The sequence below is a fragment of the Peteryoungia algae genome (genome assembly GCF_030369675.1).
GTDB lineage: Bacteria > Pseudomonadota > Alphaproteobacteria > Rhizobiales > Rhizobiaceae > Allorhizobium > Allorhizobium algae.
Genome location: NZ_CP128477.1, coordinates 1,152,747 through 1,174,069 on the forward strand (window position 1 = coordinate 1,152,747; position 21,323 = coordinate 1,174,069).

The window sequence follows — 21,323 nt, forward strand, 5'->3', positions numbered from 1 at the left end:
AGATCACCCGAGAAAAAGAAGAACCCGCCGGAGCGATCCGGCGGGTTCTTTCATTCCGCGATAGTCCATAGGCTGTGGAAGTCCTCAGCCTTCGCCATCCAGCATTTCGCGCACGGCGACGGCGAGCTGCTTCAACGAGAATGGCTTGGGCAGGAAGCCGAACTTGGCATCCGCCGGCAGATTGCGGGCAAACGCGTCCTCGGCGTAGCCCGACACGAAAATGAACTTCAGGTCCGGATATGTCTTGCGCAGTTCGGTGAGCAGGGTGGGGCCGTCCATCTCGGGCATCACGACGTCGGAGACGACGATGTCCACCGCCCCGTTGAGTTCGTCCATGATGTCGAGTGCCTCGACGCCGGAACCAGCCTCATGCACGGTGTAGCCACGCGTCTCCAGCATGCGCTTGCCGCCGCGCCGCACCGCCTCCTCGTCTTCAACGAGCAGGACCACGGCCGACTTGCCCGTCAGATCCGGCGCATCCTGCGGTTCGGCATTGCCGCCGGACTTGGCAACCGTGATCGCATCCCCGTTGAGTGCGGTCGAGACCTGTCCCTCGATGACCGGCTGCACCTCGGGCACATGCCGGGGCAGGAAGATGCGGAACGTCGTTCCCTTGCCCACTTCCGATTCGGGATAGATGTAGCCGCCCGACTGCTTGACGATGCCATAGACCATGGCAAGGCCGAGACCCGTGCCCTTGCCCACTTCCTTGGTGGTGAAGAAGGGCTCGAAGATCTTGTCCATGATTTCGGGCGCGATGCCCGTGCCTGTATCGGCCACTTCGACCAGCACCATGTCTTCCGACGGCAGTCCACGATAACCGAAGGCGCCGGCTTCCTCAGCGTCAATATTGCGCGTGGAGACGGTGATGGCCCCTCCGTCCGGCATGGCGTCGCGCGCGTTGACGCACAGATTGATCAGCACCTGCTCGAACTGCGACAGGTCCGTCTTCACCGGCCAGAGATCCCGGCCATATTCGACCCTGAGCTTGACATTGCTGCCGGAAATGAGCCGATCGACCAGCATTCTGAGATCGCCGATCACATCCGTCAGGTTGAGCACGCTCGGCCGCATCGTCTGCTTGCGCGAGAAGGCGAGCAACTGGCGCACCAGAACGGCCGCGCGGTTGGCATTGCGCTTGATCTCCATGAGATCGGCGAAACTCGCATCCGAGGGGCGGGCCTGCAAGAGCAGATGGTCGGAAGACAGGAGGATGGCAGTGAGCACATTGTTGAAGTCATGCGCGATGCCGCCGGCCAGCGTGCCGACAGCGTTCATCTTCTGCGTCTGCGCCATCTGCGCCTCGAGCGCCTTCTGGTCGGTCACATCGACAGCATAGACGATGGCCGCCTCTTCCGGCGCTTCGTCGCTCTGATCGATCACGGCGTTGACGTAGAAGCGGAAGTGCCGGGTGTCATTGGTCGGATGGCGGCTGTCGATCGGCGATATGTCGACCTGCCGGTCCATGGCGGCGGCCAGCGCCTCCCGGAAGTCGTCGCGATCGCCCTCGTGCAGCACCACCTCGATCAGCCCGTGCTGATCGATCTCGTCGCGTGAAATGACGTCGGCGAAGAGCTTCATGAACGGAGCATTGGTGCGCAGTATGCGACCCTCTCCATCGACGGAGGCGATCGCCATCGGCGTATTGTTGAAGAAGCGGGTAAACCGCATCGAAGCGACGGAATCCGACTGGTCGCCGCCCTCGCCCTGGGCGCGGGACAGCACGATCGAGCGGCTTTCCCCCGGCGCTCCGTCGCGGGCAGCGCGCACGCGATGCACGAGTCGCACCGGCAGGCTCTGTCCGTTGACGCGGCGCAGATCAAGGTCGAGCGTTTCGGTGCGGGCCTGTCCGGGCTCGGCCTGCACCGAGTTGATCAGCGCCATGCCCTCACCGGCGACAAGGTCCGTGATCGTCATGGAGCCGGGATTGAACTGGGTGAGGTCGACCCCCAGCCATTCGGCGAGCGTCGCATTCAGATAATAGATCTCTCCCTTGCGACCGGCGGAGAAGAAACCCGCCGGTGCGTGGTCGAGATAATCGATCGCGTGCTGAAGCTCCTTGAAGAACCGCTCCTGATCGTCGCGCTCTGCTGTGATGTCTGAAATCTGCCAGACATGCTGGGGCTTGCCCCGCCCTTCTCCGGGCAGAAGCCGCGCTTTCAGGCGATACCAATGGGCGCCGGACCCGTTCACCGTCTGGCTTCCCAGCGGCTTGAGGAGCCGGAACTCCTCGTGGCCGTTGCGCCCCTCGCGCAGGCCGTTTGTCAGCCGGTACAAAGCCTCGCTTGATTCGCGGTAGCGCGACAGCAACGCCTCCAGCGTCTGGACTTCCGTGGCCTTGCGCGCGCCGGTCATCGCGCCATAGGCCTGGTTGGCAAACACGATCCGCCCCTCGACATCCGTGATCAGCGTGCCGTCGGGCTGGCTGGAAAGGAAACGGCGGGCGAGCGTATCGCCTTGCGACTGCGGCATGACCTCGACGAAACCGATGACGGCGGAGACGATGAAGAAAATGCCCATCATCGCGAGGATGCCGAGCACTCCCAGCACCATCTGATTGTCGAGCTGGTCGCGGAAGAAGATGAAGGCCGCCGAGGTTGCGATGAGCACAAGAGCAAGCAGCAGGATACGAAACACCATACCGGCGCCACTGCGGCGATCGACCAGGGGGCCGTCTCCATCTCGATCGAACTGCTGTCGTGTCATTGATGCCTCTTGCAAAAAGCGCCCGGATGGATCGACCAAGCGAGAATCGGCGCTTTCTCCTGTTTATCAACTTGCCGTAACCGCAAAAAGGAAAGAAAGGGCCAGAATGCCCTGCAAAGCCGCTCTCCCACAGGAATGCCGCAATCCTGACGGAGCATTCAGGCCGTTGCCGCGTTGTGGACCCCATATCTCGCCTTCGCTCAAGATTGCGGAAGGGAGCGTCTTCTGCCAGAAAGCCTGACAAAAGGAGCACGCACATGCTGGATGACCTGATCGCGGCCTATGGCAATCGATTTCTCGTGGCGGCACTGGGCGTCAGCCTCGCCCTGCTCTGCCTTTTTGTCGTGCTCTGGATTTTGCGCAACCGGGCACCCTCGCCCTTCGTGCGTGGTGGCCGCAATCGCCAGCCCCGCCTTCAGGTGCTGGATGCCGCCGCCGTCGACACGCGCCGCCGCATCGTGCTGATCCGCCGCGACAATATCGAGCATCTCGTGATGATCGGCGGCCCCACGGATATCGTCATCGAGAGCGGCATTGGCGACGACAGGCCCTATCTGAACGCCCGCCCTTTGACGCAGCAGGGCGAAGAAGACCAGTCCACATTGCCAAATTCCGCCGCGCAGGCGAACCTGGCGCCAGCAGAGCCGCCGGCACCGATGATCACTGCGCCGGCAGCAGCCGTGGCGGCACCGCCCGCCGAGCCGCTCGCACGCCGCCAACCAATTGCCGGACCGCCAAAGACGGACCCCTCACCGCTGCCAGCCAGGCCAGCCGCCAAAGCCGGGGATGCCGCCGAGAGCAAACCTGCACCAACGATCCCGGCGCGCCGGCCAGAACCCCCGATGGAAAAGCCGGTTGCTGCGACTGCTTTGCCCATGGCTGCCGCCGCAACCACCGTGATGCATGCCCCACCCCCGCCGACAACAGGCAAACCTGTCGAGCCAGCACCAACAGTTGCCGCAGAAGCCGCGACGATCCAACCCGTGTCGCGCCCCGCGCCCTCGGCCGATCGGCCAAGGGCAGCCGAAGCCCCTGCAGTGCAGCACACCGCGCAACTCGAACCGGTCATGTCCGTCGAGGCCGATAGGGCACCCGCAACGGGCGATTTCGAGCGGATCCGTGCCGAACCGGAGGCGTTCCGGACAACGACGGTCATCGAGCCAGGTATGACGGTCGGTACGCCGTCAATCGAGACGGTCCGAATGAACCGTGTCGAACCCGTAATGGCAAACGAGGTCCGACCCGCGGCCCCAGATGAAAACCGAAACTTTGTCCCGGCAGAGCCTGCACGCATTCCACCGCCCGTCATTGATCCACCGGCGGCAGAGGAACTGCTCGAAGCGGCACGCCAGCGGGTGCTTGCGCCGCAGCCTCCGCCCACGCCGGTCGTCAGTCAGCAGCCGCATCGAGCAGAACCGACGACCGACATCACGCCCTCTGTCGACGCAAGCGAAGCGCCCAAACGTGACATGAGCGACTTCGAGCGTGTCCTGGAAGAGGAAATGGCCTTGCATCTGGCGGAAGATCCCGTTCCGGCCGCCCGGCCCGCCCCGACGATTTCGCCCATCCTCCCGGAAACGCGTGCCGATCGGCCCCGCCCGCCGGTGTCAGCAGTCTTGCCCGAAGGCAACCGGCCAGCGCCGGGGCAGAACCCGGCCAAGCCGGGCGAAGAGCCCAATCTGCAAAACGAAATCGCCCGCATCTTCGGCGAGATGTCGGCCAGCCGAAACCCCTGACGAAAAGCGGACTGGCGCCATAAAAAAAGACCCGCCAATGGCGGGTCTGAGATTTTTGTTGCGATTGCCGGGAATGCCGAAGCGTCACTCGTCGCGATAGACCTTTTCACGGCGCTCGTGCCGCTCCTGGGCTTCGATCGAAAGAGTTGCGATCGGACGAGCGTCGAGACGCTTGAGACCGATTGGCTCCCCGGTTTCCTCGCAATAGCCGTAGGTGCCATCATCGATACGCTGCAGCGCGGCGTCGATCTTCGAAATCAGCTTGCGCTGGCGATCGCGGGCTCTGAGTTCGATGGCTCTATCGGTTTCCGAGGAAGCCCGATCAGCGAGATCAGGGTGGTTGGCGCTTTCTTCTGCGAGGTGACCGAGCGTCTCTCGCGCTTCGCGGAGGATGTCGTTCTTCCATGCGACAAGCTTGGCCCTGAAGTACGCCCGCTGGTTCGCATTCATGAACTCATCGTCTTCCGAGAGTACATAATTGCTAAGATTGATCTTCTCACTCAACGCGATTCTCCTGAAGAACATCTCAATGGGCGGGTGTATAACCTTTCAAGGCAACCGGTTCAAGCCTTCTGACTGTTTCAAAGCCATTTTTAAATCCGTTACATTTTTGATCTAAATTTCTATTTTTTAAGCATAATTTGTTTCGACACCGAGCTCCGATACTTCCCACTGGGTGATGCCGGCCGCTCCTTCGCCTGGTTGACGGCGAGGCCCAAGAACCGGTACGTCAATGACGAGCTCCATCGCACGCGGATACCCCAACGGATGACGCCCTCCATTCAGCCTCCAAAGCGGATCTATCTGCTACGCCATGCGAAATCCGGCTGGGCCGAGCCCGGTGGTCGAGATTTCGACCGCAGCCTCGCGGACGCTGGCTTTGCAGAAGCCGAACTGCTCGCGGAGACGGCTGCAGACAAGGGCTACCGCCCCGATCTCGCCATCTGCTCGACCGCAAAACGCTGCCGCCAGACCGCGGACGCGATCAATCGGGTCTTTTCCGGCCTGGTCGAATTCCGTTATGAAGATGCGCTCTACAACGCACCCGCCGAAGTCTACCTGGAAATTGCCCAGTCCACCCGCGGCGTCGATGCCCTGATGCTGGTCGGCCACAATCCAGCAATCGAGGAAGTCTTCGCGCGCCTTTGCGGCAACGAGGTGATGGGCCGCACAGTGCCCGAGGGCTACCCGACATCCGGCCTCGCGGTGATCGACGCCCTGGGCGACGATGCCTATGTGCTGCGGGATTTCCTGATCGGCTGAACGCGGGTTCACCGAATGTGAGTGCCTCTTTATTGCGCCGCAACCGCTGCCTATATGGGAGTTCGAGACGCGTCTCGCCTCGAGACTAGTGCGCGACCATGACAGACCCGACAGGACACCTCCTTGCCCCCTTCCCTGACCAGCCTGACCGATGAAGCCGCGATCGCCCTCGACAATCTGGCGGATCGTGCCGCCAATCTGGTCAATCCGACGATCCGGCTCGGCGTGACGGGCCTGTCGCGTGCGGGCAAGACCGTGTTCATCTCGTCCCTGGTGCACAATCTCCTGCATGGCGGCCGCCTGCCACTTTTCGAGCCCTTGCGCTCCGGTCGCATCACGGGCGCGGAACTCCAGGAGCAGCCCGACGATGCCGTGCCGCGCTTCCAGTACGAAGACCATATCCGGGCGCTGGTCGACGAAAGGGTCTGGCCGGACTCGACACGCGCCATCTCCGAATTGCGCCTCACCATCGATTACAAGAGTGCCAGCTCCTGGAACCGCATGTTCTCCGCTGGCAGATTGTCGATCGACATCGTCGACTATCCCGGAGAATGGCTGCTCGATCTGCCGCTGCTTGGCCAGGATTACCGGACCTTCTCGGAGAACACCGCCAGGCTTGCGGCGTCGGGTGTGCGTGGCGAACTCGCCGCCGAATGGCTTTCGCTGGCGGCCAGCATCGATCCGGACGCTCCGGCCGACGAAATGACCGCCCGTCGCCTCGCCGAGGCCTTCACCACCTATCTCAGGCTCTGCAAGTCGGACGAGCGGTCCCTTTCCACCTTGCCGCCGGGCCGTTTTCTCATGCCGGGCGATCTCGATGGTTCACCGGCACTGACCTTCGCCCCCCTGCCGGTCTTGCCCGAAGGCCGTGCCCCCAAGGGCTCGCTGCGCGCAATGATGGAGCGACGCTTCGAGGCCTACAAGTCCGTCGTGGTCAAACCCTTTTTCCGCGAACATTTCGCCAGGCTCGATCGCCAGATCGTGCTGGTCGACGCGCTCCAGGCGATCAATCGCGGCCCTGAAGCCGTACAGGATCTCGAACGCGCGCTCGGCGACGTGCTCACCTGTTTTCGCGCCGGCTCCAACAATATCCTGACGTCGCTCGTGCGTCGGCGCATCGACCGGGTTCTGGTGGCTGCGACCAAGGCGGATCACCTGCACCATGAGAGCCATGATCGACTGGAAATCCTCACCCGGCGTCTCGTCAATCGCGCGATCCGCACGATCGGCATGAGTGGTGCCGGCATCGAGGTCATGGCGCTTGCCTCCGTCCGCGCAACGCGTGAGGCCAATGTGAAGCAGGACGGCCATGACCTGCCCGTCATCGTTGGCACGCCCATGGCCGGCGAACGCATAGGGGATGAATTATTCGACGGCAGCCGCAAGACGGCAGTCTTCCCGGGCGACCTGCCACGGGACCCTGAAGCGTATTTCCGCTCCGTCGACGAAGGCGACGCCTCGGCTGCCCTCCCCGATTTGAGCATCGTCCGCTTCCGCCCGCCGCAACTCGACGAGCGGCAGGGCATCACGCTGTCGGTGCCGCATATCCGCCTCGACCGGGCGCTGCAATTCCTGCTGGGAGATCGACTCGCATGAAGAAGCCGACCGTATCGCTACCCGGAAATCCGGCCACGAAGATCCCTGACCCGCAGCGACGCCCCGCCGCCTTCACCATCGAGCCGGAAGCGCCGCACATGTCGGGCGCCGAGAACCTGCGCCGCCCACCACGTAGTTTCGCCGGCGAAGTTGCGATCGTGCCGGATGACGAAGATCCCTTCATCTCGGCCGCAGACGATCTGCCGCCCGCCCCCGTGGCCGAACCGCAGCGCCGCCGGTTTTCCTTCGCAAGGCTCGCCGCCGGTGCTTTCAGCCTGCTTCTGTCCCTCGCTTTCGGCCTTTGGGTCGATCGCCTGATTGCAGATCTTTTTACCAGAGCCGACTGGCTGGGTTACACGGCGCTTGGTGCTCTCGCCATCGGCCTCCTGGCCCTTGCCATTGCCGTTGGGCGCGAATTGATCGGCCTCTGGCGTCTCGAGACGGTTCAAAACCTGAAGGCGGAGGCGCAAGCCGCTGCCGAAAGCGGCAAGCGCAAGCAGGCCGCATCCGTCGTCAAGAAACTCATCGGCCTGGTTGCCCATCGCCCGGAAACCGCCCGCGGTCAGAAGAACCTGGCGACGATCGAGGATGATATCATCGACGCGCCGCAACTGATCGAACTCGCGGAACGCGAGCTGCTGGCGCCGCTGGACAATCAGGCAAGGGCCCTCATCCTGAATGCCGCCAAGCGCGTTTCGGTCGTCACCGCCGTCAGCCCGCGTGCTGTGGTCGATCTCGCCTATGTGCTCTTCGAAGTGGTGCGCCTCGTGCGAAGCATGGCCAATCTCTATGGCGGCAGACCTGGCTCGTTCGGCATGCTGCGGCTGCTGAGAGACGTCTTCGCCCACCTCGCCGTCACGGGCTCCATCGCAATCGGTGACGGCCTTGCCCAGCAGGTTCTCGGACATGGTCTTGCCGCACGCCTGTCCACCCGCCTCGGCGAGGGCGTGATCAACGGCCTGATGACGGCGCGCATCGGGATTGCCGCGATGGATCTCTGCCGCCCACTGCCCTTCCGGGCCGCCAAGCGCCCCGGCATCGGCGACTTCATCGGCGATCTCACCCCCTCGATGACCGGCAAGGACCGCGATCGCGCCGGGTGAGGCAGACTGGCCACACTTGCCTTGCCTGTGACTTTTGTCAGTTGTCCGGGCCGCCATTTGAGGTTAATGGCAAGGATGCATTAACCATTTTTCCGCTAGGGTGTCTGCGGGGTTTCTGGTTTCTCGTACCAAGGCAAATCGATGTTCTCTCGCTCCTCGACAATCGGCCGTTGCGCCGCCGTGCTTGCCGTTGCCGCGCTCATGCCGGCCACGGTCGCTGATGCTGCATCGCGCGACAAGCGCTTCTTCCAGTCCGTCGCCGGGGTATGGAAGGGTCCGGGTGAAATCGTTGCCGGCAAGTACAAGGGCACGAAGTTCACCTGCAACCTGACCGGCCTGCCGGCAGAGGGCAATGAAACCGGCCTGAAGCTCGACGGCACATGCCGGGTCGGCGTCTTCAGCCAGCCGATGTCGGCGGTGATCTCGCAGTCTGGCGGCAGCTACAAGGGCCAGTTCCTCGATGGCGCCGATGGCAAGGGTCTCGACATCGTCTCGGGCACTGTCACGGGCAACCGCGCCGTGATGGGCATCAATCGCGCCAAGCTGAACGGTGCCATGGTCGCCCGCATCGAGGAAAACGACGCGATGAACATCACCATTTCGGTGAAAGTGGAAGACCGCATGATTCCGGTGATCGGCCTGAAGCTCAACCGCCAGGCGACTGCCATGGCCGAGAGCGACTGAAGATCCACCTTGCAAGAGCGATTGAATTCAACCGCGCCACCAGGCGCGGTTTTCGTTTGCAACGACAATTCCGGTCCGATCGACGCTATCCAGCCAGTCGCCGACGCTCCGTCCCTTGACTGAAAGCTGCGGATCGATATCCGCGAGCGGCATCAGGACGAAGGCCCGTTCCGTCATGCGCGGATGCGGCACTTTCAGATGCTCGGCATCGATGATCCGGTCCGCAAAAGTGAGAATGTCGATGTCGATCGTTCGCGGCCCCCACCGCTCCACCCGGACCCGCTTCATTGTCCGTTCGATCTCAAGGCAGGCGGCCAGAAGCTCCTGCGGTTCGAGCAGTGTTTCCACAGCGGCACAGGCATTGTAAAAATCCGCCTGATCGGTCTTTCCCCAGGGGGGCGTCCGATAGAGCCGGGAGACCGACGTCACGCGGCAATCCGAACGCTGGTCGAGCCGGCCAAGTGACTCGGCCATGGCCGCAGCCGGATCCCCGACATTGCCACCGAGACCGAGTATTGCCGTCGACCAGCGCTTACCGTCTGAACTGTTCAACGCTCACCTGCACATAATCGAGGATACCGGCGATCGGGGCGCTCGGCTTGCGAACGGTGATCCGGCACCGAAGCATTTCGGGGAACCGGTCGAGCAGTCCTCGCGCGATCGTCAGCGCCAGCGCCTCGATCAACTGCCGCCTGCAGCCGGTGACGATCTCCTGGATCACCTCGAAGGCGATCCCGTAATGCACGGTCCCATCCAGCGTATCGGTCTCGGCGGCTTGAAGTGCATCGACGTCGAACTCGGCGTCGATGAAAAAGCGCTGTCCGAGCACACCCTCCTCGGGAAACACGCCGTGATGGGCAAAGAAGGCGCAGTTTTTCAGGGTAATGGTGAAAACGCCGCTCATGTGGAAGATCCCTTCGCCGCAGCGGTCCGCCGCTCGGTTTCGAGCATAGCATCGGCGATCAGGACGGCGTCCCGGTTGATCGCGACATTATGGACGCGGAAAACGGAGGCCCCTTTCAGCCGGAGCGCCACCGTGGTTGCAGCGGTTGCTGCATCGCGGTCCGGGGCATCGCGCCCGGTCAGCGCCCCGAGGAATCGTTTGCGTGAGGTACCCACGAGCAGCGGCAGGCCAAAGGCACGCAGTTCGCCGAAGCGGGTCATCAGCTCCATATTCTCCTCCAGGCTTTCCTTCGCGAAACCGAAACCCGGGTCGAGGACGATTGTTTCGCGCGCGACGCCGGCACGTGCGGCAATGTCGAGGGAAAGGCCAAGAAACTCCAGCTGGTCGGCGATCGGATCGGCGAGCTTGGCGCGTCCACGCCCGGTATGCATGATGCACAGCCCAGATCCGGTTTCCGCAGCGACGGCCGCGATGTCCGGCTCCCGTTGCAGTCCATGCACGTCGTTGACGATATGGGCGCCTGCCGCAACGGCCGCCCGGGCGGTGACCGCCCGATAGGTGTCGATCGAGATCAGCGCATCCGTTCTCTGACGCAGGGCCGAGATCACTGGCAAGACACGCGCCATCTCATCCTCTGCACTGACCTCCGCCGCACCCGGTCGTGTCGATTCACCGCCAATGTCGAGAATGGTGGCCCCCTCCTCGACACAGGCCAGGGCATGAGCGACAGCGGCCTCGGTATTGTCGTGCAGACCGCCATCGGAAAAGGAGTCCGGCGTGACATTGACAATGGCCATGATCACGCCGCGCTCGCTCAGGTCGAGGCTGCGGCCGTATCCAACACGCCAAATTGTGCGCTCACCCATGGCCACGCGACCTTGTATCCTCTCGACGGAAATCCGCGAAGCTGCGATAGTACAAATCGGGTTTGGCTATGCCCCAAGGGCGCGGCGAATACAACATTGCGGAAAAAAGAATGAAGAACTCCCGCCGTCTTCGGGCCGCCAGCATCTGGGCAGCTCTGATCGGCATATCCCTGCCGCTTTCGGCGAGCGCCGACGTCGTCGTCCAGAAGTCCATCACCTTCTTCCAGATCGGCGGCCGGACTCCGGCCGATCTCGACGCAGAACTCTCGCGCAAGGGCCCCTTCACCCAGGCGAGTGGCAACCGCCATCCGGGCGCGACCCAGATCCGCTTCGGTGGCGACCTGACCTATACCCGACGCGGCGACCGCTGCGCGATCGAGGATGTCCGCGTCACAGTGGCGACCAAGCTCATTCTGCCTCGCTGGAAAAACCGCAAACACGCGAGCCAGGACATGGCCACCTTGTGGGATGCGCTCTCGTCCGACATCAAGCGGCACGAAGAGCGGCACGCCGAAATCGCGCGCCAGCATGCCAAGCTGCTGGAACAGCGCCTTTTGAAGTTGCGCCCGACACGGGACTGCGAAACCCTGCAGGATCGCGTCAGCGAGACTACCGACGAAGTGACGGTGGCGCATGACGAGGCGCAGATGAGGTTCGACCGAGTCGAGGCGAAGAACTTCGAGGATCGCATGGCGCGGATTCTGAGGCATCGCCAGGAAACCCGGGAAAACCGCTAGAAATCACCCCTGAAATCCAAGGGCAAGTGTTGCCTCGATGCTGCAGCTTGCGCAGGCCTTACGCCTACGCCTGTGAATAACCGGCAATTTCTCGGCGTGGCCCTTGATACAAATCTGAAATATAAGTGTCATCGAATACGTTGATTAAGCGTTCCCGATTTCCAGTTCTCCCGGCGCGTCCTGGTGCCACAGGTGCTTCCTCCCTCGCCTGTTTGGCGATGCGCCCCCTTGCCCCGCTTTCGCGTCGCGAAAGCGGGGCTTTTTTTGTGGGATAGCGATGACCGAAAGGTCTCAGCCCTGCCGTTCCGGAACGTGAACCACGAGCCCTTCGAGGGATGCTGACACCTTGATCTGACAGGAGAGACGCGAAGTCGGGCGTACGTCGACGGCAAAGTCCAGCATGTCTTCTTCCATCGGTGACGGCTGGCCAACCTTTTCGGACCAGGCATCATCGACATAGACATGACAGGTGGCACAGGCGCAGGCGCCGCCGCATTCGGCATCGATCCCCGGGACCGAATTGCGCACCGCATTTTCCATCACGGTGGAGCCGTCGGCTGCCGCGATGTCGAAACGTGTGCCGTCGAATGCGATGATGCTGATGTTTGCCATGTTTGCCTGTCCAGACTTCGCCTTGTGAAAAATCGGCGAAGTCATCTCCCAATTCGGAAAGTCAGTCAACTCACGGGAAAGCGATCAGGGCGAGTGAGAACACGCCTCTGGCGATCAGCGGGCGAGCTTCAGGATGAAGTGCTCGGCTTCCAGCACGGCGGACGAGACCGTAGCCATGGAATCGGCGGTCGCCCCCTTGGCTTCGACCAGATCGGCGGCAGCCACGACGCGAAGCGCACCGACGGCCATGGCCGCATTGCGCAGACGGTTGGCAGCGGACTTCACTTCCACCTTGCCACGCCCGGCAGACATGGCGAGGAGGCAGCCACGGGCCTGGCGCGCGAAAATCTGCAGGATCTCGACCTCCACAGCCTTGTCGCCCTTGCTCTGGGTGGCCAGGTGTACGAGGTCGATGGGGCGCTGCAGGGAGGGCGTCAGACCATTCAGGTTGTCGGGCGATTCGAATGCGATATTGACTGCGGCGGCCATGACCGGGATCCTTGGTTTCTTGTTTTTGGTGTTGCCAGTCTGAGGCCTCACAATGGGCGCGCCGTTAAGAAAACCGGGGAGCGACGGAAAAAGCTGGCACTATGGTTAACGGGAATTAAACCTAGGCGCGGACTGGCTTTTCAGCCGAAACCTTGATTGAAATACTGTTAACAAGAGCAAGGGGTGCGGGAACGCCAGGGGCGCATTAATTGTATCGGATGGCCAAATGTGTCAGTACGATACGGTTGATTGGGCAATCGTGCGTGACCTTTGCCCGCGAGCCAGTCGGTGCGCGTGATTCCGGCGATAGCGCCGGCACTGCAGCGACCGAACTGCTATAAGTCAGAGGTTTTGTCCGGCGTGGCGGCGGGCGGGATTTCAAGTGTACGGCGGGAGCCGGACGGAACCGAAGCGATGAGCGGCATCGCGGTTTGGCGTCTGACCCACCGAGAGTAAGCGGTAACGAGGCGTAACCCTATGGCGAACAAGAAGACCGACTCGATTGATGAGAACGCGTTCCACGCGCTCGAGGCGGCCCTGAGTATCGATTTCGATGGTGAGGACGACGCCGCTCCAGGCCCGGCACGGTCCAAACCTCACGCCCCGGAGGCAGCCTTGTCAGACAGTACCTCGCGTTCCGCCTCGAAGAAGACGATTGAGCGCCGCTCCGCGCGCGCCGGTGAGCTCAACCCCGAACCGGCACCGAAGGCTCCGGCCTTCTCTCCCGCCAATGACGGCTCGCGCCGCACGCCGACGGCGATCCTGAAAACGCTGGACGGAGCCTCGTTAACCTCGGCCTTGCGCAATGCCGCCGTCGTCTCCGGGCTGTGGGTCCTCGGCGCTCTGGGCCTGACCCAGCTTCTTTACGGCAGTGCTCTCTGGCAGGTCCCCTCGATCGCCGAGATCGTCGCCATGCCGGGCGTCGTCGCCATCTTCATCGGCACCTTCCTGCCGATCATGCTCTTCTTCGCCTTCGCGATCATGATGGCGCGCGCGCACGATCTGCGCAACGCGGCCCGGTCCATGGCCGAGGTCGCCCTTCGCCTCGCCGAACCCGAAACCATCGCATCCGAACGCATCATGACGGTCGGCCAGGCGGTGCGCCGCGAAGTCTCCGCGATGAACGAAGGCATCGAGCGCACCATCGCCCGTGCCACGGAACTGGAAACCCTCGTCCATTCCGAAGTGACCGCGCTCGAGCGCAGCTACACCGACAACGAACTGCGCGTCCGCGGCCTCGTCCACGAACTGGGCGCCGAACGGGATGCCATCGTCAACCACGCAGAGCGCATCCGCTCCTCCATCGTTGGCGCCCATGAACAGCTGAAGGAAGAACTGTCGCTTGCCACCGAAGAGATTTCGGTTCGCCTGCAGACATCGGGTGAAGCTTTCGCGTCGATGATCGACACCCGCGCCGCAACGATCATGGAAAAGTCCGATGCGGCGGTCAACGCTCTCGGATCGCTACTCGCGCACAAGACCGAAAACATGGTCCAGACGCTCGCCGCGTCGGGCATGTCGCTCTCCAACGAATTCGACACCCAGCTCCAGTCGCTCACCTCGACCCTGAGCCAGCGCGGTCGCGAACTGCTCGGCGAGTTCGAAACCCGCGCCTCCTCGCTCGACGCCAATACCGAAAAGCTGAACGCGGCACTGAATGAACGGGCGCGCCAGCTCAACGAGACCCTGGTCGAGCGCACCCGCGACATCGCGGAAACCCTGAAGGGCAGCGAGACCTCGATCACCTCGTCGCTCGACGACGTTCTCTCGCGCCTCAACCTGTCTCTGGATGAGCACGGCCGCGGCTTCCGCCAGAGCCTGCAATCGAGCGCCGACGATGCGATCGTCGATCTCGACCTGCGTTCGGGCCTCTTCGAGGACCGGTTCCAGACGACGATCGGCCAGATCAACGCGACCTTCGACCAGCGCGTCGCGGAATTTGCCAGCGCCTTCGACCAGCGCGCCGGCTCACTCGATTCGAAGCTGATGGAAAGCCTTGCCCGGATCAACGAGACGGTGAACGGCGGAACCGACTCCATCAACGGCATCCTGAACTCCAGCATCGAACGCCTCGGCTCGACACTCACCGACCAGTCGCTGGCGCTCGCGATGACGCTCAGCACCAGCCAGGAAATGCTCGACAGTTCCATGTCGGATCGTGCGCAGGAAATCGCGGATGCAATGTCCGCCCGAGCTGCCGCACTGACGGAAAGCCTCGAAAGCGCACAGACACGCATCGATCAGGTCATGGAAGAGCGCAGCGGCTCGCTCTACAACGCACTCAGCGACAACCAGCAGCGCTTTGAACAGACGCTGTCGAGCCGTGCGGAGCACATCGTCAATGCGCTCGAAGCCAACCAGGATCGATTCGCCGAAACCCTCGACGTCAAGGCGCGCGGCATCGCAAATCTTGTCGAGGGCCAGAGCGAACAGCTCATCGACGCCCTCAACACCAAGAGCCTCGAGCTTGATCTCACCCTGACCGCACGCACTCAGGACTTGTCAGAGACCCTGAACGACAGCCAGCGCCGCATTGACGAGACGCTGAACCAGCGCGCCTCGTCCATCATCGAGACGGTTGCCGATGCCGATCGCCGCATCGACGCAGCTTTTGCGGAAAAGGCCGAAACCATTCGCAACGCCTATGGTGAAAACCAGGAACGTCTGGAACTTTCACTTGCAAGCCATACGTCCTATCTCACCTCGACGCTCGAAGATGCGACCGGCGACATCGAACGCAGCCTCGGCCAGAGCTCCGGCCGGATCGCCGAGACGGTCGCGACCGGTCTTGCCGACATCGACGAGAAACTCGGAGGCAACCAGCAGCGCCTGGAGCTATCCCTGGCAAGCCACACCTCCTATCTCGCATCGACGCTCGAAGATGCGACCGGCGAGATCGAGCGCAGCCTCGGCCAGTCCTCGAGCCGCATCGCCGAAACCGTTACTGCCGGCATAGCCGAACTGGGAGACAAGCTTGGCGGCAGCGAGCAGCGCCTCGACAGCCTGCTCACCGCGGCCTCCAGCACCATTTCCAGCACGCTCGAAGACAATGCGGCCCGCATCGCGAACACGCTGAGATCCGGCGTGGACGACATCGATGGCAGGATTGCCGAGACCAACACCACGCTGAGGAGCAGCCTCGAATCGGCGACCAATGCGCTGGCGACGACCCTTGGCGAAAACACGGACCGCATCTCGCAGACGATAGATACCGGCGTCGCTGCGATCGATGATCGCCTGGTCGGCACGCATGAGCGGATCCGCGCGACCCTCGAGGACCGCACCCAGGCCATTACTGCTTCCATCGGTGAGGCCCGCGACGCGCTGGAAACCACGCTCGGCGAACATGCAACCTCGATCGGCGCCTCTGTTGCCGCCAGCACCGGCATGCTCGAAATGAGCCTGGAGGACCACGAGGAAAGCCTGCGCAAGGTCATCGACGACAGCAGCCGGGCACTCGACGAGCGCCTGCGCGGCACCGCCGGTGCCCTCACCGATCAGATCCGTGAAGCGGCCGACGACATCACGCGTTCGGCCCACGGCTTCTCGGGCACCGTCGAACAGTCCGTCTCGGGCATGACCACCCGCCTGGACGAAACCAGCACCCGCATCGAACAGAGCCTCGGCACACTGGAAGATCGTCTGCGAAACGGTCTCGACGGCGTCGACGCCCGCGTCAACGATGCCGGCGAGAAGTTTGCCGCCCGCCTCGACGAAAAGGTCTCCAATATTGAGCGCGTTGGCGACGAAGCCTCGATGCGCGTGGCACAGGTCCTCGACGAGGGCATCGGCCGCGTCTCCGAAACCTTCGACACTCGTACACCGGTGATCGAAGAGCGTCTGGCGACCATGGACCGCGCCCTGAACATCGGGCTTGAAAACGTCAACCGCACCATCGAAGGCAAGGCCGCAGGCCTGGCGACTGCCCTGCGCAGCGCCGTGACCGACGCTGCCCGTGACCTCGACAGCGAGGCTCAGCGCTCGGTCGATCGCCTGGCGGCCACCACCTCGCAGTTTGCCGAGCAGATCGGCGAACGCAGCGCCGAACTCAACCGCACGGTCGAGGAACGCTCGGAGGACCTCGCGCGGCGCATCACCGACACCCAGAACCGCCTCGCCGGACAGGCCGCGACGATCGCCGAGACCTTCTCGCAGGCCGGCGATGTCATCAGCAACAAGGTGAACCAGGCAGAAGCGCTTGTCAGCGCCCAGGTGGCCAACCTTTCGGGCACCCTTGGCGAAGTGAGCACCACGCTGGAACAGCGCGCCGCCGCAATCCGTGACGCGATCTCCGGCAACACGCAGGAACTCGCCGATGCCATGAACGCGGCAGAGAAGGCACTCGAGGTTCGCGGCAACTCCATCCGCGACGCGATTTCCGGCAACACGCAGGAACTCGCAACCACCATGAATGCGGTGGAGAAGGCGCTGGAAGCGCGCGGCAATTCGATCCGCTCGGTGCTCGACGATCGCACCCGTGAGCTGAACTCGATGCTCTCCACGCGTTCGGCCGAACTGTCGCGTCTGATCGACGAGAAGGCGGCGCCCGTCGTCGCTTCCTATGCCGAGACCGGACGTGTCGCCGCAGAACAGATCGCCGCGGCTGCGGAGCAGAGTGCCGAGCGCCTTCGCGCCGAAAATGCGGCCCTGGTCAACGCGATCAGCCAGCGCACGGATCGTGCGGTTGCAACCCTGGGCGCGGCCGAACAGAGCCTCGTCGCCAGCGCCTCGCAGCTCATCGAACGACTGGGCGACAGCAATGCCGGCCTTTCTTCGATGATCGACCAGGCCGTCGAGAGCATCGGCTCGCTCGACAGCCGCCTCGGCTCCACGGCCAATCGCTTCAACGAGACGGCGAGCCAGGCGACCGACATGCTGTCGACATCCAATCGCCTGCTCGACGACAAGCTCGGCCGCCTCACCGCCGTCTCCGGCGAAACACTGCAGCAGGTCTCCTCCATCGTCAGCCGCTTCGGCGACCACACCCAGGTTCTCGGCAAGGCTTCCGAACTGTTGTCGGCTGCCCAGTCCAACCTGGTCGGCACGCTCGAAGAGCGCCAGCAGGCCCTGCGCGACCTCTCCATTGGCCTCGTCAAGCGGTCGGAGGAAATCGAGACCACCATGCAGGGGCTCGGCAAGATGGTCGAGACCGCCTTCGACCGCGCCGAACAGCGCTCCGGCCAGATGGCCGGCAACCTCCGCCAGAACGTCCAGGCATCCTTCACCGATATCGGTCTGATCCTCGGCGAAACGGAAAAGCGCGCCCAGTCGACGGCTGCCAACATGCGCGAAAGCGTTCAGGCCTCCTTCGCCGACATTGGACAGGTGCTCGGGGAAACCGAAAAGAAGGCACAGCTCACCGCAGCTAACATGCGCAATGCCCTGCTCTCCGCCGAACAGGAGGCACAGGTCTCGATCGACAAGACACTGACTGAAGCCGAGAAGCGTTCAGGCGAACTTGCAAACCGTCTGCGCGGCGGCCTCGCCGTCTCGCTGAACGACATCGACCACCTGCTCGGCGAAGCCGGACGCAAGTCGGAAGGTGCTGCAGTTGCCCTTCGCGAAGCCATGCAGCAGGCCGTGACCGAGGCAGTTGCAAGGTTTGCGGGCGCGACCGATGAGATCCGTCGCTCGGCCGTCGACATTCGCAAGGAACTCGATCTGACCCGCAATGAGCTGAAGCGCGGGGCCTTCGACCTGCCTGAGGAGGCCAAGGAAAGCGCAGCCCAGATGCGCCGTGCCGTATCCGAGCAGATCAAGGCGCTACAGGACATCTCGCAGCTCGTCGGCCGCACGAGCCAGACGCTCGAAATCTCCGAGCCTGTCGCCCGGCGCCTGGCGGAGGCCCAGCCGGAACCTGCACGCCGCCAGCCGGCCGCACCGCAGCCGCAACCCCAGATCCGTCAGGCCGAAGGCCTGGCCCTGCGCGGAAGCCTCGGCGCGACCGAGCCCTACGCCCAGTCGACGGCTGCGACCACCCGCGCTGAAGGCGGTGGCTGGATCAGCGACCTTCTGCGCGGCGCCTCGCGCGAAGAACCCCAGGAAGCAGGCCCCGCTCGCCCGGCGCCAGCTCCGCAGCGACCGGTCGCGGAAAGCCAGCCGGCACGCCAGGGTGACACCCGCAATCCGCGCCACATGGTCGAATCGCTGAACTCGCTCTCGGTCGATATTGCCCGCGCGATCGATCACGACGCTTCTGTCGATCTGTGGCGCCGCTACCAGCGTGGCGAACGCGACGTCTTCACCCGCCGGCTCTACACGCTGAAGGGCCAGCAGACCTTCGACGAGATCAAGCGCAAGTACGACCGCGAGCCGGAATTCCGTGTGGCTGTCGATCGCTACATCGCCGATTTCGAAAAACTTCTGGCAGACGTCGCACGCACCGATCGCGACAAGTCGATCACCCAGTCCTACCTGACCTCCGACACGGGCAAGGTCTACACCATGCTCGCGCATGCGGCCGGCCGTTTCAGCTGATGATTTGATCTGAGCCGGTCACCCGGCTCAGATGCAGACCAACGAAAAACCCCGGATTGCGGTGACGCATCCGGGGTTTTCTTATGTCTGGACTGGGAGGGGCCTCGACCTCGTCAGATCGACTGCAGCGTCCAGGCGACGATATCGCCGGTCACGCGGGCAAAGGCCCGGTCCAGCGCTGCCACATAGGCCGCATTGTCCGAACCGGACGAAGGCACTTCCGCACGGAAGACCCGCTGTGCCTTGACGGTGCCGTTGCGATCATTGAGTAGCTTGGCGGAAATCTCGACGACGCCTCGATCGGTCCCCTCGGCCGACACCTCGAAGGCGCGCACGTCGGTGATCAGCTGGAAGTCGATCGCCAGCCCCTGCCCCGGCCGGCCGACGCCGCCGAGCCGTCCGGTGTTCTCGAAAGCCTCGACGAGCTTGGACTGCACCACACGCGTCAGGCGGTCGCTCCACTGCGATTGCGACAGATATCGGATCTCGGCACCGGAGACGCGCACGAGGATCTGCTCGCTGTCCAGTGCCTTCAGCGCCGAGGGATCGGCAACGAGGAGCTGTCGGTTGCGGGCACTGGCAGTTGTCGTGACGTCGCTCGCCGACGCCGTGAGGTCGAATGTATCATTGGCGGCCTTGGACCCGCAGGCCACAAGGCTGAGGCCGAGGCTCGGAACGATCACCGAGGTCAGAAGCAGCCGCCGAAGCTTGCCCATGTCTGCGGACCCGTTGACGCTGGTCTTTTGCATTCTGTCGTCCTTTCCGCTGGTACCCGTCATCGGCGTGTCCGTCCGTCGAATTCCTTGACCGTATCGCCGCCGAAAAGTAGGCGCTGCGGATCCTGGTCGAAGTTGCTGATCGCGTCGTTCAGGCCGCGCACCGTCTGGCGCGTGTCGTTGACGAGTGTCTGGATGTCTCGCAACCCGGTTGCCGAGAAGCGCTGGAAATTTTCGGCAATCGGCCCGATCCGGGCGTTGACGTTCTCCGCCGCCAGCCGGATTGATTCCAGCGTCCGGCGGGCCTCGACGCTGAGCGAATTGACGTCGCCGGAACCGAGGAAGCTGTCGACCTTTTGCAGAATGCCATCCACCTGGGTGGAGGCATTGTTCAGGCGATTTGCCAGTTGGGTGAAGTCATCGATAGCCTTGTCGATATCGTCTCGGCGACCGGTGATGCTGTCGGTGAGTTCACGGAACCCGGCGATGGCCTGCCGGGCGTCGGCGCTGGCAACGGACGCATTGTCGACGACCTGTCCCACCTTCTGGCTGTCCACAGCGTCGATCAGCTTCGAGACCTTCTGCAAGGTCTGGTCGGCATTGGACCCGAAGCGCTGGAAGGTTTCTGCGGTCTCGCGGAAACTGTCGATCGCCGGACCGATGCTGTCCGAAGCCTGGGCGAAGCTTGCAGTCGCGCGCTCTGTATTGGTCAGGATCTGGTCGATCTTCTCGGAGTTGAGCGCTTTGAACAGATCCTCGGCAGCCGACAAGGTCGTATCCAGTCTGCCGGAGAGACCGGAGACGGAGTCAGACAGGGAGCTCACACTTTTCAGAAATTCGTCGATGCCCTTTGCATTGTCGGCGAGAGACTTGGAGAATGTTTCGGCATTGCGGACGGTATTCGTCAGCGGCGCGCGCGCATCGGCAATGAAGCCCTGGAGCTCGGCAACGGCACCGTCGGCGCGCTGCAGGATCCGATCGGCGGTGGAAAGCAGATTGGTCACGCTGGATTGTTCGGCCGTCAGGATGGCCGGTTCGCCGGTATCGATCGCCCGCGCCAGGATCGGCTCACCCGACCCCGGACCACCGCCCGAGAGTTCGATATAGGCGGCACCCGTCAGCCCCTGAATCTCAAGAATTGCCTTTGTCCCGGACGTCACTGGCGCATCGGCACGAACTTCCGTGAAGGCCACGGAGAAATTCGGGTCCTCGTTGTCGATATAGAGATTGCGAACCGAACCGACCGAGATGCCGTTGAAGCGAACCGGCGAGCCGATGCTCAGCCCGTTCGCTGAACCCGGAATGCGGATGGCGAGCGGCGCCATCGGGCCGCCGCGGCCATATTCAGCCATCCAATAGACAAATCCAAAGGCGGCCGCGATGACCAGCATCGTAAAAAAACCGACTATGGCGTAATTGGCTTTGGTTTCCATG

At 63.1% G+C, this 21,323-nt stretch carries 16 protein-coding genes; 7 read left to right on the forward strand and 9 right to left on the reverse strand.

Going from position 1 to position 21,323, the window contains the following annotated elements:
- Window positions 1–84 precede the first annotated feature (84 nt).
- Window positions 85–2,706, reverse strand: a complete 2,622-nt coding sequence (cckA, locus tag QTL56_RS05805; RefSeq protein WP_245136715.1) for a cell cycle histidine kinase CckA — start codon at window positions 2,704–2,706, stop codon at window positions 85–87.
- Window positions 2,707–2,963: 257 nt separating this feature from the next.
- Here cckA and QTL56_RS05810 point away from each other — a divergent pair, with 257 nt between their 5' ends.
- Entirely contained in the window at window positions 2,964–4,442 is a 1,479-nt protein-coding gene (locus QTL56_RS05810; RefSeq protein ID WP_245136714.1) for a flagellar biosynthetic protein FliO, read from the forward strand.
- An 84-nt stretch (window positions 4,443–4,526) separates the two neighbouring features.
- Here the strand turns inward: QTL56_RS05810 and dksA are convergent, their stop codons facing one another.
- Window positions 4,527–4,946: an RNA polymerase-binding protein DksA gene (dksA, locus tag QTL56_RS05815; protein ID WP_112243309.1), complete on the reverse strand. Its 420-nt coding sequence runs from the start codon at window positions 4,944–4,946 to the stop codon at window positions 4,527–4,529.
- Window positions 4,947–5,210: 264 nt separating this feature from the next.
- On the opposite strand from dksA, the gene QTL56_RS05820 reads away from it, so the two are divergent.
- The 4 genes from QTL56_RS05820 (at window position 5,211) to QTL56_RS05835 (ending at window position 9,088) form a co-directional block, all read left to right on the forward strand.
- On the forward strand, window positions 5,211–5,705 hold the full coding sequence (locus tag QTL56_RS05820; protein WP_229575659.1) for a SixA phosphatase family protein: 495 nt from the start codon (window positions 5,211–5,213) through the stop codon (window positions 5,703–5,705).
- 123 nt (window positions 5,706–5,828) lie between these two features.
- Window positions 5,829–7,301 carry a YcjX family GTP-binding protein gene (locus QTL56_RS05825; protein WP_245136713.1) on the forward strand — a complete coding sequence of 491 codons (1,473 nt, stop codon included), beginning with the start codon at window positions 5,829–5,831 and terminating at the stop codon, window positions 7,299–7,301.
- A complete protein-coding gene (locus tag QTL56_RS05830) occupies window positions 7,298–8,404 on the forward strand; it encodes a YcjF family protein (protein ID WP_370660328.1) in 1,107 nt (368 codons plus the stop codon). The genes QTL56_RS05825 and QTL56_RS05830 overlap by 4 nt, the downstream gene beginning before the upstream one ends.
- 141 nt (window positions 8,405–8,545) lie before the next feature.
- A complete protein-coding gene (locus QTL56_RS05835) occupies window positions 8,546–9,088 on the forward strand; it encodes a hypothetical protein (RefSeq protein WP_229575661.1) in 543 nt (180 codons plus the stop codon).
- A 27-nt stretch (window positions 9,089–9,115) separates the two neighbouring features.
- On the opposite strand, the gene folK is transcribed toward QTL56_RS05835, so the two are convergent.
- Genes folK through folP form a run of 3 tightly spaced genes read right to left on the reverse strand, consistent with a single transcriptional unit; the run spans window position 9,116 to window position 10,858 of the window.
- Window positions 9,116–9,562 (reverse strand): 2-amino-4-hydroxy-6-hydroxymethyldihydropteridine diphosphokinase, encoded by a 447-nt coding sequence (folK, locus tag QTL56_RS05840; RefSeq protein ID WP_245137182.1) that lies wholly within the window; start codon window positions 9,560–9,562, stop codon window positions 9,116–9,118.
- A gap of 58 nt (window positions 9,563–9,620) precedes the next feature.
- Window positions 9,621–9,992, reverse strand: coding sequence for a dihydroneopterin aldolase (gene folB, locus QTL56_RS05845; protein ID WP_245136712.1), 372 nt, complete (start codon window positions 9,990–9,992; stop codon window positions 9,621–9,623).
- Window positions 9,989–10,858, reverse strand: a complete 870-nt coding sequence (gene folP, locus QTL56_RS05850; protein ID WP_370660329.1) for a dihydropteroate synthase — start codon at window positions 10,856–10,858, stop codon at window positions 9,989–9,991. The genes folB and folP overlap by 4 nt, the downstream gene beginning before the upstream one ends.
- A gap of 110 nt (window positions 10,859–10,968) precedes the next feature.
- Here folP and QTL56_RS05855 point away from each other — a divergent pair, with 110 nt between their 5' ends.
- Complete coding sequence (locus tag QTL56_RS05855; RefSeq protein ID WP_245136710.1) at window positions 10,969–11,595, forward strand: DUF922 domain-containing Zn-dependent protease; 627 nt, start codon at window positions 10,969–10,971, stop codon at window positions 11,593–11,595.
- A 291-nt stretch (window positions 11,596–11,886) separates the two neighbouring features.
- On the opposite strand, the gene QTL56_RS05860 is transcribed toward QTL56_RS05855, so the two are convergent.
- Both QTL56_RS05860 and QTL56_RS05865 read right to left on the reverse strand, forming a co-directional pair.
- Window positions 11,887–12,207: a 2Fe-2S iron-sulfur cluster-binding protein gene (locus QTL56_RS05860; RefSeq protein WP_136560131.1), complete on the reverse strand. Its 321-nt coding sequence runs from the start codon at window positions 12,205–12,207 to the stop codon at window positions 11,887–11,889.
- Between the two features lie 114 nt (window positions 12,208–12,321).
- Window positions 12,322–12,696, reverse strand: a complete 375-nt coding sequence (locus QTL56_RS05865) for an Hpt domain-containing protein (RefSeq protein WP_229575665.1) — start codon at window positions 12,694–12,696, stop codon at window positions 12,322–12,324.
- Between the two features lie 477 nt (window positions 12,697–13,173).
- Between QTL56_RS05865 and QTL56_RS05870 the strand changes: the two genes are divergently transcribed.
- Entirely contained in the window at window positions 13,174–19,173 is a 6,000-nt protein-coding gene (locus QTL56_RS05870; RefSeq protein WP_245136709.1) for an apolipoprotein A-IV repeat region-like domain-containing protein, read from the forward strand.
- A 113-nt stretch (window positions 19,174–19,286) separates the two neighbouring features.
- Here QTL56_RS05870 and QTL56_RS05875 read toward each other — a convergent pair whose 3' ends face one another.
- Window positions 19,287–19,922, reverse strand: coding sequence for an ABC-type transport auxiliary lipoprotein family protein (locus QTL56_RS05875; RefSeq protein ID WP_245136708.1), 636 nt, complete (start codon window positions 19,920–19,922; stop codon window positions 19,287–19,289).
- 26 nt (window positions 19,923–19,948) lie between these two features.
- Window positions 19,949–21,322 carry an MlaD family protein gene (locus tag QTL56_RS05880; RefSeq protein WP_245136707.1) on the reverse strand — a complete coding sequence of 458 codons (1,374 nt, stop codon included), beginning with the start codon at window positions 21,320–21,322 and terminating at the stop codon, window positions 19,949–19,951.
- Window position 21,323: the final 1 nt, after the last annotated feature.

Bases quoted from the DNA above. Each gene is read 5' to 3' on its own strand.
- QTL56_RS05835 (WP_229575661.1), top strand. From the start codon at position 8,546: ATGTTCTCTCGCTCCTCGACAATCGGCCGTTGCGCCGCCGTGCTTGCC.
- QTL56_RS05875 (WP_245136708.1), bottom strand. From the start codon at position 19,922: ATGCAAAAGACCAGCGTCAACGGGTCCGCAGACATGGGCAAGCTTCGG.
- QTL56_RS05855 (WP_245136710.1), top strand. From the start codon at position 10,969: ATGAAGAACTCCCGCCGTCTTCGGGCCGCCAGCATCTGGGCAGCTCTG.
- folP (WP_370660329.1), bottom strand. From the start codon at position 10,858: ATGGGTGAGCGCACAATTTGGCGTGTTGGATACGGCCGCAGCCTCGAC.
- QTL56_RS05870 (WP_245136709.1), top strand. From the start codon at position 13,174: ATGGCGAACAAGAAGACCGACTCGATTGATGAGAACGCGTTCCACGCG.
- QTL56_RS05830 (WP_370660328.1), top strand. From the start codon at position 7,298: ATGAAGAAGCCGACCGTATCGCTACCCGGAAATCCGGCCACGAAGATC.
- QTL56_RS05820 (WP_229575659.1), top strand. From the start codon at position 5,211: ATGACGCCCTCCATTCAGCCTCCAAAGCGGATCTATCTGCTACGCCAT.
- cckA (WP_245136715.1), bottom strand. From the start codon at position 2,706: ATGACACGACAGCAGTTCGATCGAGATGGAGACGGCCCCCTGGTCGAT.
- folB (WP_245136712.1), bottom strand. From the start codon at position 9,992: ATGAGCGGCGTTTTCACCATTACCCTGAAAAACTGCGCCTTCTTTGCC.
- QTL56_RS05865 (WP_229575665.1), bottom strand. From the start codon at position 12,696: ATGGCCGCCGCAGTCAATATCGCATTCGAATCGCCCGACAACCTGAAT.
- folK (WP_245137182.1), bottom strand. From the start codon at position 9,562: ATGGCCGAGTCACTTGGCCGGCTCGACCAGCGTTCGGATTGCCGCGTG.
- QTL56_RS05810 (WP_245136714.1), top strand. From the start codon at position 2,964: ATGCTGGATGACCTGATCGCGGCCTATGGCAATCGATTTCTCGTGGCG.
- QTL56_RS05880 (WP_245136707.1), bottom strand. From the start codon at position 21,322: ATGGAAACCAAAGCCAATTACGCCATAGTCGGTTTTTTTACGATGCTG.
- QTL56_RS05860 (WP_136560131.1), bottom strand. From the start codon at position 12,207: ATGGCAAACATCAGCATCATCGCATTCGACGGCACACGTTTCGACATC.